This window comes from Methylobacterium sp. J-076 (genome assembly GCF_022829405.1).
In the GTDB taxonomy this organism is placed as follows: domain Bacteria; phylum Pseudomonadota; class Alphaproteobacteria; order Rhizobiales; family Beijerinckiaceae; genus Methylobacterium.
Genome location: NZ_JAKSXW010000133.1, coordinates 1 through 15,425, shown reverse-complemented (window position 1 = coordinate 15,425; position 15,425 = coordinate 1). Strand labels below are relative to the sequence as shown.

The window sequence follows — 15,425 nt, the reverse complement described above, 5'->3', positions numbered from 1 at the left end:
GACCCACCTGGGCAGATAGGGGCATCTGCCGCGGCGGCCATCACGTTGTCGTCACGGCCGGGACGTGGTGTCCTGCGGTCTCGGCGACCGGCGAGGGACGATGGACGCGAGGAACGAGATCGCCGCCACGGCGGGCCGGCACGGGCGCGAGATCACGGCACGGGGCCTCGTCCTCGGCGCGGCGATCACCGTCGCGTTCATGGCGGCCAACATCTACATGGGCCTCAAGACGGGGATGACGTTCTCGTCCTCGATCCCGGCGGCGCTGCTCTCCATGGGGGCGCTGCGGCTGGTCGGCGGCGGCATCCTCGAGAACAACATCGTGCAGACCCAGGCCTCGGCGGCCGGCACCCTGTGCAACGTCATCCTCGTCCTCCCCGGCCTCGTGCTGATCGGCTACTGGCACGGCTTCCCGTTCTGGGAGACGAGCCTCGTCTGCCTCGTCGGCGGCTGGCTCGGCGTGGCGTTCTCGATCCCCCTGCGGCGGGCCCTGGTGACCGGCAGTGCGCTGCCCTATCCCGAAGGCATCGCCGCGGCCGAGGTGCTCAGGGCGGGGCACACGGAGGAGGGGAGGGGCGGGCTGACGACCCTGCTCGCCGCCGCCGCGGGCTCCGGCCTCGTCGCCTTCCTCACCAACGGCGTGCGGCTCCTGGCGGACGGGGTGCTGACGGCCTTCGCGGTGGGCGGCGCGGCGTTCAGCGTCGGCAGCGGGTTCTCCCTGGCCCTCATCGGGGTCGGCTACCTCGTGGGCATCGGCGCCTGCCTCGCCCTGCTGACCGGCGTCGCCATCGCCTGGGGGATCCTGGTCCCGCTCCTCACCGCCCTCGGCCCGCCGGCCGGGGTGAGCCCGGGGGAGGCGGCCCAGGCGGTGTGGGCGGGGCAGGTGCGCCTCGTCGGCGCCGGCATCATCGCGGTGGGCGGGTTCTGGACGGTGGCGGCCCTGGCGCGGCCGATCCTGGCCAGCATCGGGCAGGCCGCCGCCGCCGCCCGCCGCCCGGCCCGGGACCTGCCCCGGCACGAGCGCGACCTGCCGATCCTCTGGGTGGGGGTCGGCGCGCTGGCCCTCGCCGTGCCGCTGGCCGCCCTGTTCCAGACCTTCGGCCTCTCGGCCGGACTCTCCGGCTCGACCGCGGCGTGGGTGACGGCGGCCTGCGTGCTGTTCTGCTACGTGTTCGGCGCGGCGATGGCGGCGGTGTGCGGCTACCTCGCGGGCCTGCTCGGCTCGTCCACCAGCCCGATCTCGGGGATCGGCATCCTGGCCGCGATGGTCGGCGCCGTGGCGGTGCCCCTGGTGGTCGGCGTCGCGGCCCCGCCCGACACGCAGCGTTTCGCCATGGCGGCGGTGCTGCTCGCGGCCTCGGTGGTGGTGACGGCCTCCTCCATCGCCAACGACAACCTGCAGGACCTGAAGACCGGCCAGCTGGTGGACGCGACGCCCTGGCGGCAGCAGGCGGTGCTGCTGCTGGGCGTGGCGGTGGGCTCGCTGGTGATCGTGCCCCTGCTCTCGCTCCTCTACGGGGCCTACGGCTTCGTCGGCGCCCTGCCGCGGCCGGGCATGGACCCGCGGGAGGCCCTGGCGGTGCCGCAGGCCGCCCTCGTCACGCAGATCACCGACGGAATCGTCCACGGGACGCTGCCCTGGCCGATGCTGCTGCTCGGCGGCGTGCTGGGCCTGGGCGCCGTGGGCCTCGAACGGGTGCTGAAGCGCCGGGGGGTGAGCTTTCCGGCCCTGACGGTGGGGATCGGCATGTACCTTCCGCTCTCGGTGGAGATGACGATCGGCCTCGGCGGGCTCCTCGGCTTCGTCTGCGAGCGGGCGTTGCGGCGGCGCGACCCCGGGGGGCTCGTCCAGTCCCGCCGCCGGGGCATCCTGATCGCCTCGGGGCTGCTGGTGGGAGAGAGCTTCGTCGGCGTCGGCCTCGCGGCGGTGGATGCGGCCGGCGGCCGGACGGGATCGCTGTCGCTGGCGGGCACCGTAAGCGACGGAACCGCCCTGTGGCTGGGTCTGGGGGTGTTCGGCCTCGCCCTCGGCATCATCGCCGCAGCCCTGATGCGCCCCGCGCCGCCCCTGACCCGCGGGAATTGACGCGGAACCGGCGCGAGGCCCGTTGACACCGAGCGCCCCCTCTCCCTATACCCCGCCCGTCGCGCGCAGCCCCCAGGGCCGGCGGCGCTTTGGGGCGGGGTAGCTCAGTTGGTTAGAGCAGAGGAATCATAATCCTTGTGTCGGGGGTTCAAATCCCTCCCTCGCTACCAACAATTCCCAAGCCCCGCCAAGCACTTAGCGGGGCTTTTTGTTTGCCTTGCTCTCAGCAGATTTCGGCTTTAAATCCTAGAACAGCGCTAGCGCAGCGGGAAAATTGTCGTGTGGGCGTAACGGTTTGCTGGGGGCTCTGGGAGCAGCCTAGCGCACTTCTAGCGCAGTCCGCCGCACCGCAGTAACCAGACAGGGACGCATCTTGAGCACCCCTGGCAACGACCAAGCCGAGCGCTACCAGCTGTTTCAGCGCGCCGGCAGCACCCGATGGCAGGTGCGCTTCAGCATCCGGGGACAGGGCCAGTTCAAGCGATCCCTCGACACGGACGACCTCCGGGAGGCCGAGAGACGCGCCGACGCCATTTGGTACGAGGCTACCTACCGCGCCAAACAGGGGCTCACGGCCAAGACGCACACCTTCGAGGGCGTGGCCGAGGAGTACATCACCCAGATCCAGCGCGAGGTGGAGCGCGGAGAGCGGCGAGCAGATCAGGGCAAGAGCGAACCGGCCTTGATTCGCCGCTACTTCGTGGGCTTCTTCGGTGCCAAGCCCGTGGATGCGGTTAGCGAAGCGGATATGGAGCGCTACGCGGAGTGGCGGCGCACCTACTGGACCGAGGGGCCAGGCAAGCTCATCACGCACATCGAGTACGAGCGTGACGGCCATCGCCTGCGCCGGCCCGTGCGGCGCGCGGCACCGTCCCTGAGCCGCCAGCGTGGGGAGACCGTGGTGCTGCGCGCGCTGCTGCGCTGGGCCTCGCGCCAGGGTTACCTCAAGACCCCGCCGGAGATCACGATCAAAGCCCGGCGTGCGCCAGACAATCGGCGGCCCAGCTTCGAGCCCCATGAGTTCGCCCGGCTGGAGGCTGTGAGCCTCAACCGGTTGGTGGATCCCATCATGGATGGCACGGGTGCAGAGGTGCGCGCCAGCGATAAACGGGCATGGCGCATCAAGCGTTTGGACGACCATACTCGACGTGATCGCACCGTGCTGCATGCGTACGTGATGATCGGCGCGTTCTCAGGCCTACGGCCGACCGAGATGTACAACCTCACCTGGGGCGACGTGCTGGGCTACCGCGCCGGCAGGGGCAAGAGCGTGCATGATCGAGACATCCGGCTGCAGGTGCGAGGCAAAGGCAAGAGCGGCAAGGCCATCCCGCAGAAGGCCGCGATCCCGTGGTTCGACACGTTGTGGATGCTGTTCGACCGCAGCATGGGTCGAGAGCCAGCTGATTCGGACCCAGTGTTTGCGAGCGAGCAGGGCAAACGCATCAGCTCGGTCGCCAATGGCTTCACCGAACTGGTGAAGGCGGCCGGGCTCGAGCGGGACCACAGGGGCATCAAGCGCACACCGTACTCGCTGCGCCACTTTTACATTAGCGAGCAATTGGCAAACGGGGCCGAGGTGCTCGACGTAGCCCGCAACTGCCGCACGTCCCTGGCCATGATCGACAAGCACTACGGCCAGGTGCGGCTTGAGCGTGTGGTGGATCGGCTCAGGCCCGAATGGGTGCGGACATAAGCTATTGATCTTGCATATATGGTGGGCGACGATAACGCACGTTATGCGAACCGAAGATTAAAAAACGTTCCAAGGACCTTCCTGTACACACTATCAGGAACCACCACGTGTCGCATTGACGGAGGAGTGCCATTGTACATTAAGCGAGTTCAAATCGAAGAAGGCTTTCTCGACGGTCTAGATACCTACTTTGAGCCGGGGCTCAACGTAGTTATTGGTGCTCGTGGAACAGGCAAAACTTCTCTTATAGAACTTATAAGATACGCTCTGGGTGTGAGCGGTTTCACAACGGAGTCAACAAAAAAAGCGACTGAGCATGCGACTTCAGTACTGGGGTCTGGACAGATCACAGTCACGCTTCAGGATGGTAACACTCAGATAATTGTATCGCGGACCGCGACAGACAAATCTCCGAGGACGACAGCCCCATTCCTGCCCCCTCTTGTGTTCTCCCAGACTGAGATCGAAACAGTTGGTCTGCATGCAAGTGGTCGCCTTAGATTAATTGACAGTTTCTTGAAAAAAATCGAATCTTCCAAACAGGCAGAGAACGAACAAATTGCAAAAATCAAGAAATTGACGGTCGATGTAGAGACAACATCAAGAGAAATCATACAATTACAGGAACAAACGAAGCATTTGCCTCAGCTCGCGCAGATGCTGAAGGAAGTATCTGTCAAAGAAAGAGAGTTCGCGAAAAGCTCCGCGTCTGTTGCTTTAAAACAGCAAGCATTAGGCCGTCTTGCTTCGCAGACAGCATCTTCCGCTGTCGCTCAAGCTAGCATTGAAAGGTTCCAAAACTCAATTCGCGCTTGGTCTACTCAAATACAGCAGCTCCAACAATCATCTCCGACCACAGAAACGTGGCAAAACCCAAATAGCGACGATCCGCTATCAGGCCTCAGACCCAAATTAACTGCTATCATCGACAAAATTGTCGGAACTCAGTCGGAATTCTACCAGCTATATACCGAGGCGGCAAAAGTACTTGAAGGTGTGATCGAGAAAAGGGTCGCGTTCGACGAGCAGGCACGCCAGCTTAGAAGAGAAATTGAAACGATCAAAGAAGGTGCCGGCGCGGTTGCTCGTCAGAGTTCGAGCCTAAAGGAACAACAAGCTCAACTTAATTCTCTGCGAGATCTATTGTCTGATAAGTCAATTCATTTTGCTCAGCTCCGAGAACTCCGGAACAATCACTTAGATATACTTGAAACTTTAAGAGAAGAGAAGTTTCAAGATCGTCAGAATGTTTCGCAAATCTTAAACAAAGAGCTAGGCCCGAGAATACGGGTCGAAGTGCAACGAGCTGGACAAATTGACGGATACTTCCAGGTTATACTCGCGGCGTTGCGAGGGAGTGGCTTGCGTTATAACGATATTGCACTTCAGCTATCGGAAAGCGTAAGCCCTCGCGAGCTACTCGAAGCCGCAGAAAATAACGACTACGCCTCGATTGCCGACATAACAAATATGACGAAAGATCGAGCGGCGCGGGTGTTAGCACAATTTAGAGAGCGGAGTATGGGAGACTTGGCTACATGCCTTATCGAAGACAATGTTGTGATGAAATTATTGGATGGGCAGGACTTTAAAGACATTTCCGAGCTGTCAACTGGACAGCGTTGCACGGTGATATTACCAATCTTGTTGAATCATAGAGGTAAAGTCCTCATTGTTGATCAACCAGAGGATCATATCGACAACGCGTTCATAGCCGAAACTGTCATAAAGGCGGTCGGGAACAGGTCCAAAGATACGCAAATGATTTTTTCTACCCACAACGCAAACATTCCCGTTTTGGGTAATGCTGAAATTGTCACACAAATGGGCTCCGACGGGAAGAGGGGTTTCGTTGTACTACGTGATAACCTCCAAGCTCAGCCAGTTGTGGGCGCGATCACCGGAATGGAGGGTGGGAAAGAGGCCTTCGATCGTCGAGCGGCATTCTATTCACGGCATACGAGCTGATGGAAAACGACGAAGCTAGATTGCTGATTAGGTCCTCGTCACCGCACGAGCGCCTAACTGCAGCCCGGCATATTCGACGCTCTGTTACGACCAAAGATCTCCCTCTGCTCAGAGCCGTTCTGCGAGATGAGACAGTAGTCTGGGTTCGAAAGGCTCTTATAGCTGCCATCGGGAAAGCCGAAGATTCCCTGCCTCCGCAGGTCGCGCCTGCAGCGCAAAGCGAAGAGGATGCCACTGCTAAAAATGTCAAACAAATTCATGCGCGAGCGGTCGAGGAAGTCGCTGCCACTCTTTTGCATGAATTCCAGCCTATAGTAGGCGTCCTTCGCTTGCGAGCCCAGGAAGAAGTTCCAGCCTTTGACAAAAGTGGAGTCAAAGTACAGCTAGATCGTCTTGATAGCTTATTTACCGCAATTGAGACTTTGAAGATCGCAGCCTCAACGCCTAGACGACGTCAATTCGATCTTGCGATGCTGGTGGACGACGTAGCGAGAGAAGAAGGCGCAAATTATGAGATTAAAATTTCGACTACTGGTCCGCGACCTTTTATCATAGAAAGCGATCCTAGCCTCATAAAATTGGTCATCAGCAACGGTTTAAGAAATGCTTTGGAAGGTGTTGTGACTGTGCCGCAACACGAAGACTCTCATCCCGTGATCATCAACTGGGGGGCCACCGATATCGAAATTTGGCTTGCGATAATGGATCGAGGGCCAGGGCTGGGAACTAATATGGAAGGTGCGTTCAATGTGGGTTCCACCACAAAGAGAGGCCACAGCGGGATGGGGCTTGCCATCGCTCGGCAAGCGATGGACTCTCTCGAAGGTGAGATTGCGCTGCGTCCCTCGAGAGACGTGGGCGCGCACTTCGAAATCAAGTGGTTCAAATAAATATGCGCATTTTGTTTGTAGAGGACGATGAGACATTTCTCCCCGAGATAATTCCAAGGTTACAGCTCGTGGCCCATCCTCATGAATTGGTCGTTGCCAAAAGTCGAGATAGTGCGCTTACTGCATTGCAAGACGGATTTTACGATCTAATATTGCTCGATTTGAAAATACCCACCACGGACGGTGCACTCGACGAAGCAGTCGAGCATGGACAAACAGTGTTCTATCAGGCGCGATCTACAGCACAAGGTACTCCTATTTATTTCCTGACCGGCTCTTCCGCTGATGAATTTGTGACTGATCTATTTCGTGATTATGCAGACCGAGATGATGTTTGGGGAGATCGAATCCCGATACCTTTGATTCAGATGCTACGAAAGACTCGCGTTCCGGAAATGTTGAACGAATTGCGAGTGACGGCGGCTTGCGTGGCGGTAACAGACGAAATTGAGCTGCCCAGTCACGGACAGCAACTTGATCTTACTCCAGAACAAAAGCGAATTTTGAGAATTTTTGCACGACGGCGCAACGGGCATTCCTGTCATGTTGCTGCTCTTACTGGCGGTCTATCAGACTCCAGGGTATTTAGAATTACGGTTGAGGATAGTAACGGTGCTCAGCGAATTACTGCGGTAGGGAAGATTGCTGATGTTTCAGAAGTGGACGATGAAATATCGCGCTACGACCGGGATGTAGTAAGGCTGCGAGCAGGCGCGTTTCCGCAAAAGGTCGAAGTCGTAAGGTCTGGAGCAAAAAATTCGGCTGGCGCTTTCTATCGCTTGCTTGACGGATTTAACGATAGTTTATTTGGATTGCTCGAGCGAGATTCAGAGAAGGCCGCAGCTGCCGTAGATCAGGTTCGGCAGCTCATGGTACCCTGGACAATCGCGGTTCCAAATTCTCTTAGGACTGTCGCGCAAATTCGGCAAAGATTGCTGAAGGATGATAAGGCGTTGGAGCTGATCGAGACGTACGGTTTGTCTTGGGCCAAAGAGATGGAGTCGAAAAGAATTCAAACTAAATGGGCCTGTCTTCATGGCGATCTGCATGGGGGAAACATACTTGTAGAAGGCGACGGTACGCCGATACTTATCGATTTCGGCGATGTTGGCGACGGCGCGGCGGCTATAGATCCAATTACGCTCGAATTTAGTATTCTATTCCATCCAAAATTTCAACACATTCGAAGGGAATGGCCGCCGGAAATAGTTGCAACCCGTTGGCCTGAGGTGGAAGGCTTTATCGAGGGTTGTCCTTGTGCGAATCTAATTCGCTCTTGTCGTCAATGGTGCCACAACGTAGCTGCCGGCGATCGGGAGGTATATGCGTCCGCTTATGCTTATCTTCTTCGCCAGCTTAAGTATCAAGAAACTGACAAGAAACTGATCCTTACTCTAATTGAGTCGGTAAGGAGGTCGTTCGATGCGACTTATTAATCGGCATTGACTTGATATTCCAATGGTTACAATCTATAAAATTAATCAAAATACTAGGCTGATGAACGTCTATGACGAATATTCATAAGACTTCGACAGCAGCACGCATCATTTCGTCGTTGACATCGATATAGCGCTGCGTGGTCGAAAGATGCCGATGGCCAGCGAGCATCATAATGGCTTTGGGTGAAATACCCGCGTGAGCGAGGCGTGTGATAAACCAGCGCCGGCCGCTGTGGCTTGATCCGCCATCCAAACCAGCGAGGTCGTACCAGCCCCGCATAAGCTGGCACAACGTGTTCGCGCTGAACGCAGAACGCTTGTGGGTGATCAAAAGTGGCTGCAGCAGGTCAACGGGCTGAGCGAGGGTGCACTGGTACTGCTCCACCTCCTTACGAAGCCGAGCGTTCAGGAACACCACTCGGGCATGCCCTCCCTTAGTGACAGCCGCGCTGAGCCGGAGTTGCTCCCGGACCTTGCCATCGCCATCAAGAAGGTCGCTCCGCCGAAGCGACGCAATCTCTCCCACCCGTAGCCCGGCCAAGTAGCTGAGCATGAGCGCCATGCGGTTCCGCGGCCCGAGCTTACCCTGGCTCACCACTGCCACCAGCCGGCGGAACTCTGCCTCCGTGGGCACGCGCGCCTGCTTCACTAGAACCTCACACTCTGCACTATTTGCAGCAAAGGATGATGTTTCCAGAGATGCGTGAGGGCGAGTGTTTAGTGGATCGCAGCTAAATCAACGACTTAGCGCAGAACATCATAAAAGTAGTATTTTATGATGTTTTGGATCTGGCCATCATTTGCACTGGTTTGCTCGCCCTCGCGCTCCTACGGCTGCACGCTCCTCGCCTCACACGCGAGGATGCTCATGCTGCCCCTGATTGACGCTGCGACGCGCGAGCTGCTCCTGGCCAATGGTCGGGATCAGGAGTGTGACCATCACCCAGTGCTCAAGCTGTTCAACCCCACCGGTCCGGCCACTTGGCTGATCTGCGCGATGGACCCCGATGGGGATACCCTGTACGGGCTGTGCGACCTCGGCTTCGGCGAGCCCGAGCTGGGTTATGTGAGCTTGGAGGAGCTTAAGGAGGTCAGCGCTGGCCTCGTGATAGGGCTGGAACGCGATCTCTCCTTCCGGCCCATGCAGCCCATCTCAGCCTACGCACGCGCAGCGCGAGCCGCTGGTCGGATCGTGGAGCTGGGCCAACCAACAACTAACATCTCGGGCAACCGACGCTGAACCCAGGGAAGCGCGGTCGGTAGACGGGACGTTCGCCTCGTTCTGCGGAGCGTCGACCACGTCAGGCACTCGGAAGACCGTGTGAATCACGGACGGCTCCGTTTGCATAGCCGATCAGGACCCCGTCTTTCCAAATCCCTGACATCGTACTCAAAAGCGGACGTTGAGCTTGTCCGCTCTAGATGACCGAGATTCGCCGTAAGTAGAACGTCTGCTTAGGAGACGGGCTGCTGAAAAAGCGGACGGCCTCATATCGACCCAACCCAGTCGCCCCGGTAAGCCTACGAGCTACCCGAAAGCAGCCATCCTACCGGCCTTCCCTCGCCTCACGACGAAGCGCGGTCATCGCTACTTCGGGATCAGCCGCGCATCCGGCAGGCATCGTCAGCTTCACGGCCAGCGTGTCCCGTCCTCCGACACCGTCCAGACTAAGGATCGATACACCCCGCCAGATGAGATGCCGGATGATCAGTTCCAACCCGGCAAACCGGCCCCCGAACACCCAGCCGTGAAAGGCATAAAACACCCGGTCTTCCGCGTTCGTCGGACCGGCTACGGACGTATCGGTGCCGTGGGGAGAGGGCTCTACGAACTCAACGGGTATTGGTGTCCAGCACGCGCCGATCAGCACGTCGCGGGGGGGCAGTTGCGGCACCGGTCAGGATGATGCCTTCCCCGAGGTCTACGGCCCTAGCCCCATCGGCAGGACTGGGCTCGGTCGTAGCACTGTCGTGAGTTAGCAAGCGGGTCGCCACCGAGAGTGCGAGAAGCACACACAGGGCGGCGACCGCGAGACGTTTCCCCCACCCCCGAAGCTGCTCGACCATCACGCCTGTCGCTCCAGGCGGATCATGATCGGCAGCACCGAGGCCGCGAGCGACACCAGCGCGACGAAGGCTGCCCCGGACCCGTCGTGCCAGAACGCATAGGCGTCCTTCGAGGGCACCATCGCTAGGATACGGGCCACGTTGATCGCAACGATGAGGACGGCGCTGATCGCGAGGCTCGCGAACGCCCCCCGGTCCGCCCGGCGCCCGGCGATCTTGAGCACGCACAGCCACAGCAGCGTGGCGAGCGCGAGGTTGTGGAAGGCCGAGCAGCCCTCCAGGATCACAATCGACCAGTCCGCCTGGGTGCTGAGTTGGAAGCCGGATCGCGTCAGGCCGGGGAACACCCACTGGCCGATCCGCGCCATCAGGCCGACCTCGTAGGGTTCGATCACCACATAGAGGACCTTGAACGCGAGCTTCCCCCACAACTGGCACAGCGACAGGGCGAGCCAGACCTGCCCGATTTCCCGCAGCGCGCTCCCCTGGGACTGCCGGAAGAACAGCCAGAGCCCGGCCAGGGTCATGCCGAGATAGACGGCGTGGAACTCCGGCAGGAACCAGGACAGGGCGCAGAGGACGAGAAGGCCAAGGTCGCGAAGGTTGAGGTCGGGCCGGGTAGGGGAAGCCAGGAGCAACGACAGGATGGCGGCGGATGCGAAGGCTTCACCGAGATCTAGTTCGATGAGCGGCTGGGCGCCCACGGTCGGGTCGAGGTGGCGTTGCAGTTCAGCCGAGAGGGCGGTGCCGAGGGTAAACACCAGCACCGCCCAACTGGCGGCGCTGGCTGAAAGGTAAGCGGTCATACGGGCAACCCAGACCGAGAGCGGTCTGAGTGCCAGAGTGCGTGGCGATGCGGCCGGATCAGCCACCGGGAGGGTCAGGCGGCCGTCAGCTCATGCCGTGTGCCGCGCTTGCGCCGAAGGAAGGCGAAGGAGGCACCGGCCAGAAGCACGCCGAGGCCCGCGTTCACCTCGGGCGTGGGGGCGCCGCCGGATCCACCACCGCCGCCGCTCGGTGCGGAGGATAGGAATGCTTCAAACAAGCCTGTACCGGCCCCCTCAAAACGAGGGGAGTTCGGCGCTGAAACTGTTTCGCTAGCGAACACTTGCGCAGTGAAACTGCCATTTTTTCCGTATGTAATTGGAGAAGCTGATCGAAACGATGTTGTAATGTATGATACGCTGCTAAATACATTGATGCTGGTCGGACTAACTGAACTGCCATAGTATCCGTTAAAACCAGCTAATCCGCCATTATAGGTCGTACCAGAAACATTGTAGCTAAAAGTTCCGGAGTTTATGTTGGTAGATGTCATAGGGTTGATAAGAGTACTTGTGAAGAAAGTTCCTGTTTCAGCAGTAAGATTGCCACTGAGTGGCGTGATCATGAATGTGTAACTGTAATCGGCGTGTGCTACCGAGGATGCAGTGAGGGCTAAGCAAGACAGTGTGATAGCTGCTGCAAAGTTTTTCGTATGACCCATCCACCCAGACCATCTCATCGCCATCTTTCCTCCAGGGACGTTCGAGCGTCGCCGTTCGGCCGGTACCGGTACGCTAGAGATTTAGCAATAATTCGGAATGCGGATTAACCTCGACCATTGCTCAATGGCAACTGCCGTCAGAGCAAGTGCACCTAATAGGCCGAATGGTATCGTTAAGGAGTAAAGTTCAGCAGAGACAGTATGTTGGAGGCATTCATGCGGCTCATTGCTGGCGCCGCTGGAATGTGAAACGCAGCCTTTTTGAGCTCAGCTGTGACAAAGCGACCGTAGCTCCTTGGAGTTCGTTCCTAGGGCATGACTAGGTCCCGCAATGGGACACCAACTCCAAGTTGCGCCGCGGCCGTTTTGATAGCCTGAGCGGCGACCCTCTCTCGGAAACCCACTGGACCCCCGGCAAGGCGTCGGAGAGCAAGGCTCATCTCTCACCTGTGACCGGCACCGCGATCCCGCAGGACAAGTTGGAGCCGATCCTGCGCGAAGCCGCGCGCGGGGCGCCGACTTTCGGCTGAATGTCGATCTGCTGAACTTCAGCCAGTACACCGAGGTGAGTGATCGGACGACCGGTCAGACGCAAACAATCCGCGCGCGCTACCTGATCGCCGCTGACGAGGCCACCAGCCCGATCCGCGAACAGCTCGGCATCCCTCGGCACGGCGTTGGGCATCTGCGTATGTTGCGCAGCGTGCTGTTCCGCTGCCCGGAGGCTGACGAGGCCCTACGCGATGTCCGCTTCTATAGTTTGCTGCCCGAAAGCGGACAGGCAGAAATCCACCCAACCCAGTCATGTGAGCGGTCGTCGGCACTTCCCATAAGCGGTCATTGGTCGGCCATCCGGCAATCTTGGCTAGGGGTGGTGAACGGACCTCGGCCCGGCGCTTCAAACCAGACGCCCTGCTACGCACCGAGCTTCACTGTGGACGTGGTTTGAAGCATCTGGGGAAGCGAGCCTTCGACGTGATGGCTGTTGCCCAACGGCTACGCTCGTGTCGCAACTCTGCAGCCCACGCACGGGAACGCCACTTAATCCGTGCTGGCATGCAATAACGGCCGATCCGACTACGGAGAGGCTTGGACTGCGGAATGACGACAGCTGGGCTTATCCGACCGATCCATATCGCTGCCATCTCAGCCTCTCTCACCTACGGGTTGGCCGGCATCCCCGTGCAGGCCGGCTCATCGGCACAACCTGGACAGACCGTGGGGCAAGCCCCGGGTGCGCCATTGCCGATGGGGCTCTACCTCATTGACACGTCCAGTTTCGGCTCGCGGGACATCACCCCGCGCGGGACCGACTCGAACATCAATCTGCCGTCCTTCATCTGGGCGACACCGGCAGAGGTGGTCGGCGGACGGCTGCAACTTGTCGTGCTACAGCCGATCACAGCTTCGAGCACACGGGGCGCGGCGTACCAGAGCGGGTTCGGCCAGACGCTGCTCGCTGCGCAGGTGGCCTGGAAGCTCGGTAACAATATCAACTTCAGCTACCTGCTCGGGGCCTACCTACCCAGCGAGACCAAGATCGTCATCCAAAATCCGGTTCTGCATCAACGTTTCGCCATCACATACAATGGCGATGGCTGGAACCTGACAGGCAACTTCCTGTACGGCACCTTCTTCGATACGCGATCGGCCAGCGGTACCTTTTACTCCGACTTCCTCAACCTCGACCTCACGGCCACCAAGCATTTTGGCAAGTGGGAAATCGGGCCGGTAGCCTTTGGATCGACCGACCTTCCGACCAACAATCCGTCCTATGCTCGGCAAGGCCAGTTCGCAGTGGGCGGCCTCGTGGGTTACAACTTCGGCCCGGTCAATCTCCAGGCCTACGTTACGCGGGACGTTGTTCAGCGCAGTTACGCAGGACTTGAGACACGCGGCTGGTTGCGCGTAACTGTCCCGATCTACCAGGATAAAGGCGAGGCACCTCAGCCTAGCCCGATCCTACGCAAGTTCTGAAATCGTTTTGGACATGCGGGATGAGAGGCGTTCTCACCTGCGATGGATGCGCGAACGTCCCTTGCCGGATCCTGCATGTCTGAATGGATCGGATCAGCCAGGACTCAGGGCGGGTCGTGAGCGGGAGCGGCGACCATGTTCGCTTTTACGCAGTGTCGCCCAGAAGCGGGCCAGCCGAAATCCACCCGACCCGGTCGTCTGGCATCCAAATCGACTTTGATGTGCGGACATACCCGAACCATGGTAGGCTGGGCGATCCCCGACTCTCGAGTACGCCGAACCGTCACTCGATGCCTACGACGGGGTGCGGGATATAGGGGACTTCCAGAGCAGCGACCTCGCCGCCGCTCAGGTTCAGCGATAGCGCCGCCACTGCATCGGCCAAGTGGCTTGGCTTCGTGGCGCCGATGATCGGCGCCGAGACGCCCCGCTTCCCTGCCACCCAGGCGAGCGCGATCTGTGCCCGGGGCACGCCCCGCGCGGACGCAACCTGCGCCACCGCCTCGACCACAGCGCGGTCCGCCGCCTCGCTCGCCGCGTAGAGCTTCGTGGCGTAGCCGTCGCTGCCGCTACGGTTGGTACCCGCCTCCCAATCCCGGGTGAGGCGTCCGCGGGCGAGCGGGCTCCACGGGATCAGGCCGACGCCCTGGTCGAGGCACAACGGGATCATCTCCCGCTCCTCCTCGCGGTAGAGCAGGTTGAGGTGGTTCTGCATGGTCACGAACCGAGTCCAGCCGTTGGCCTTCGCGACCTGCTGCGCCTTGGCGAACTGCCACGCGAACATGGAGGACGCACCGATATAGCGGGCCTTGCCGGTCTTCACGACGTCGTGGAGCGCCTCCATCGTTTCCTCGATGGGCGTTCCGTAGTCCCAACGATGGATCTGGTAGAGGTCGACGTAGTCGAGCCTGAGGCGGGTGAGGCTGTTGTCGATGCCGGCTAGGATCGCCTTGCGCGACAGGCCTTGGCGGTTCGGATGCTTCTCACCGCCGCCCGCACCCTCGGGGAAGTACACCTTCGTGGCCACGACGGCCTCGTCACGCCGCATGAACTCCTCAAGGTAGCGGCCGACCTGACGCTCGGAGGTACCCGCCGAGTAGCTGTCGGCCGTGTCGAAGAAGTTGATGCCGGCTTCGACTGCCGCGCGGAAGATCGGCCGCCCGGCCGCTTCGTCGAGCGTCCAGGGGTGGGCGCCGGCCTTCGGATCGCCGAAGGACATGCAGCCGAGGCAGAGCGCCGACACGTCGAGACCGGTCGTCCCGAGCTTCCTGAACTGCATGCTCTCATCCTTTGGCGATCCCGAAGCGGTGATCACTGCTCCGTGGCGAAGCCGATCGGGAGCACTAGAGCGGAAACCCGCCCCAGTTAGGTTTAGTCACCAACGCCGCACCGGGTGTGCAATCGAAGAAGAAGCCTCCGGTCGGCCTAGAAGCGTCCTGGTCGGCAAGCTAGACGATGCCGGCCGCCGACTGCTCGACCGTCCGGTAGCCTGCGTGGTTGTTGAAGTCGGTGGTGGTGTACGCTCCAAGCTTGTCGTTCACAACGGTGTCGGCGCTTCCTGTAAGCAGCTGTTCGTCGGCCTCATCACGACTTTGGTTCGGAGTCAAAAGCGGGCATCATAGCCCGGCGGAGGAGCAATCCCTCGGCGACCACTCAGGGCGCGTGTGCCATAAGAGGGCATGGCCCCTGAAATGTCCTCGGTAAGCCGAAGCGCGCGATCACGTCTTTCGGCGACTTCGAAAATTACGACTGCACGGTCTTCGACACGCTCGATGAGAGGTCTCACCGATCCAGCGACAAGACGTCCAGGTGCAGC

The 15,425-nt window shown here is 60.0% G+C and carries 13 protein-coding genes and 1 tRNA gene; 9 read left to right on the top strand and 5 right to left on the bottom strand.

All coding sequences use genetic code 11. The features are described from left to right. Positions 1 to 100 precede the first annotated feature (100 nt). The 6 genes from MKK53_RS15545 (at position 101) to MKK53_RS15520 (ending at position 8,076) form a co-directional block, all read left to right on the top strand. Positions 101 to 2,086 (top strand): OPT family oligopeptide transporter, encoded by a 1,986-nt coding sequence (locus tag MKK53_RS15545; protein ID WP_243929615.1) that lies wholly within the window; start codon positions 101 to 103, stop codon positions 2,084 to 2,086. A gap of 93 nt (positions 2,087 to 2,179) precedes the next feature. Then, positions 2,180 to 2,256, top strand: a tRNA-Met gene (locus MKK53_RS15540). A 203-nt stretch (positions 2,257 to 2,459) separates the two neighbouring features. Then, positions 2,460 to 3,782, top strand: coding sequence for a tyrosine-type recombinase/integrase (locus tag MKK53_RS15535; protein ID WP_243929614.1), 1,323 nt, complete (start codon positions 2,460 to 2,462; stop codon positions 3,780 to 3,782). A gap of 126 nt (positions 3,783 to 3,908) precedes the next feature. Further along, positions 3,909 to 5,750 (top strand): AAA family ATPase, encoded by a 1,842-nt coding sequence (locus tag MKK53_RS15530; protein WP_243929613.1) that lies wholly within the window; start codon positions 3,909 to 3,911, stop codon positions 5,748 to 5,750. Next, complete coding sequence (locus MKK53_RS15525) at positions 5,750 to 6,640, top strand: sensor histidine kinase (RefSeq protein WP_243929612.1); 891 nt, start codon at positions 5,750 to 5,752, stop codon at positions 6,638 to 6,640. The genes MKK53_RS15530 and MKK53_RS15525 overlap by 1 nt, the downstream gene beginning before the upstream one ends. Before the next feature lie 2 nt (positions 6,641 to 6,642). Continuing rightward, positions 6,643 to 8,076, top strand: coding sequence for a phosphotransferase (locus MKK53_RS15520; RefSeq protein ID WP_243929611.1), 1,434 nt, complete (start codon positions 6,643 to 6,645; stop codon positions 8,074 to 8,076). Between the two features lie 82 nt (positions 8,077 to 8,158). Here the strand turns inward: MKK53_RS15520 and MKK53_RS15515 are convergent, their stop codons facing one another. Continuing rightward, positions 8,159 to 8,728: a tyrosine-type recombinase/integrase gene (locus tag MKK53_RS15515; protein ID WP_243929610.1), complete on the bottom strand. Its 570-nt coding sequence runs from the start codon at positions 8,726 to 8,728 to the stop codon at positions 8,159 to 8,161. Between the two features lie 219 nt (positions 8,729 to 8,947). Here MKK53_RS15515 and MKK53_RS15510 point away from each other — a divergent pair, with 219 nt between their 5' ends. Further along, entirely contained in the window at positions 8,948 to 9,319 is a 372-nt protein-coding gene (locus MKK53_RS15510; protein WP_243929609.1) for a DUF2958 domain-containing protein, read from the top strand. A gap of 307 nt (positions 9,320 to 9,626) precedes the next feature. Here the strand turns inward: MKK53_RS15510 and MKK53_RS15505 are convergent, their stop codons facing one another. The 3 genes from MKK53_RS15505 to MKK53_RS15495 all read right to left on the bottom strand — a co-directional run bounded on the left by MKK53_RS15505 (position 9,627) and on the right by MKK53_RS15495 (position 11,632). After that, the gene (locus tag MKK53_RS15505; protein WP_243929608.1) at positions 9,627 to 9,974 is read right to left on the bottom strand and encodes a hypothetical protein; all 348 of its coding nucleotides are present in this window, start codon (positions 9,972 to 9,974) and stop codon (positions 9,627 to 9,629) included. A gap of 171 nt (positions 9,975 to 10,145) precedes the next feature. Continuing rightward, positions 10,146 to 10,952 carry a hypothetical protein gene (locus MKK53_RS15500; RefSeq protein ID WP_243929607.1) on the bottom strand — a complete coding sequence of 269 codons (807 nt, stop codon included), beginning with the start codon at positions 10,950 to 10,952 and terminating at the stop codon, positions 10,146 to 10,148. A 74-nt stretch (positions 10,953 to 11,026) separates the two neighbouring features. Beyond that, positions 11,027 to 11,632 (bottom strand): hypothetical protein, encoded by a 606-nt coding sequence (locus MKK53_RS15495; RefSeq protein ID WP_243929606.1) that lies wholly within the window; start codon positions 11,630 to 11,632, stop codon positions 11,027 to 11,029. Between the two features lie 403 nt (positions 11,633 to 12,035). Here MKK53_RS15495 and MKK53_RS25735 point away from each other — a divergent pair, with 403 nt between their 5' ends. Both MKK53_RS25735 and MKK53_RS15485 read left to right on the top strand, forming a co-directional pair. Then, on the top strand, positions 12,036 to 12,581 hold the full coding sequence (locus tag MKK53_RS25735; RefSeq protein WP_409564352.1) for an FAD-dependent monooxygenase: 546 nt from the start codon (positions 12,036 to 12,038) through the stop codon (positions 12,579 to 12,581). A gap of 152 nt (positions 12,582 to 12,733) precedes the next feature. Next, the gene (locus MKK53_RS15485; protein WP_243929604.1) at positions 12,734 to 13,609 is read left to right on the top strand and encodes a transporter; all 876 of its coding nucleotides are present in this window, start codon (positions 12,734 to 12,736) and stop codon (positions 13,607 to 13,609) included. 283 nt (positions 13,610 to 13,892) lie between these two features. On the opposite strand, the gene MKK53_RS15480 is transcribed toward MKK53_RS15485, so the two are convergent. Then, entirely contained in the window at positions 13,893 to 14,888 is a 996-nt protein-coding gene (locus tag MKK53_RS15480; protein ID WP_243929603.1) for an aldo/keto reductase, read from the bottom strand. Positions 14,889 to 15,425: the final 537 nt, after the last annotated feature.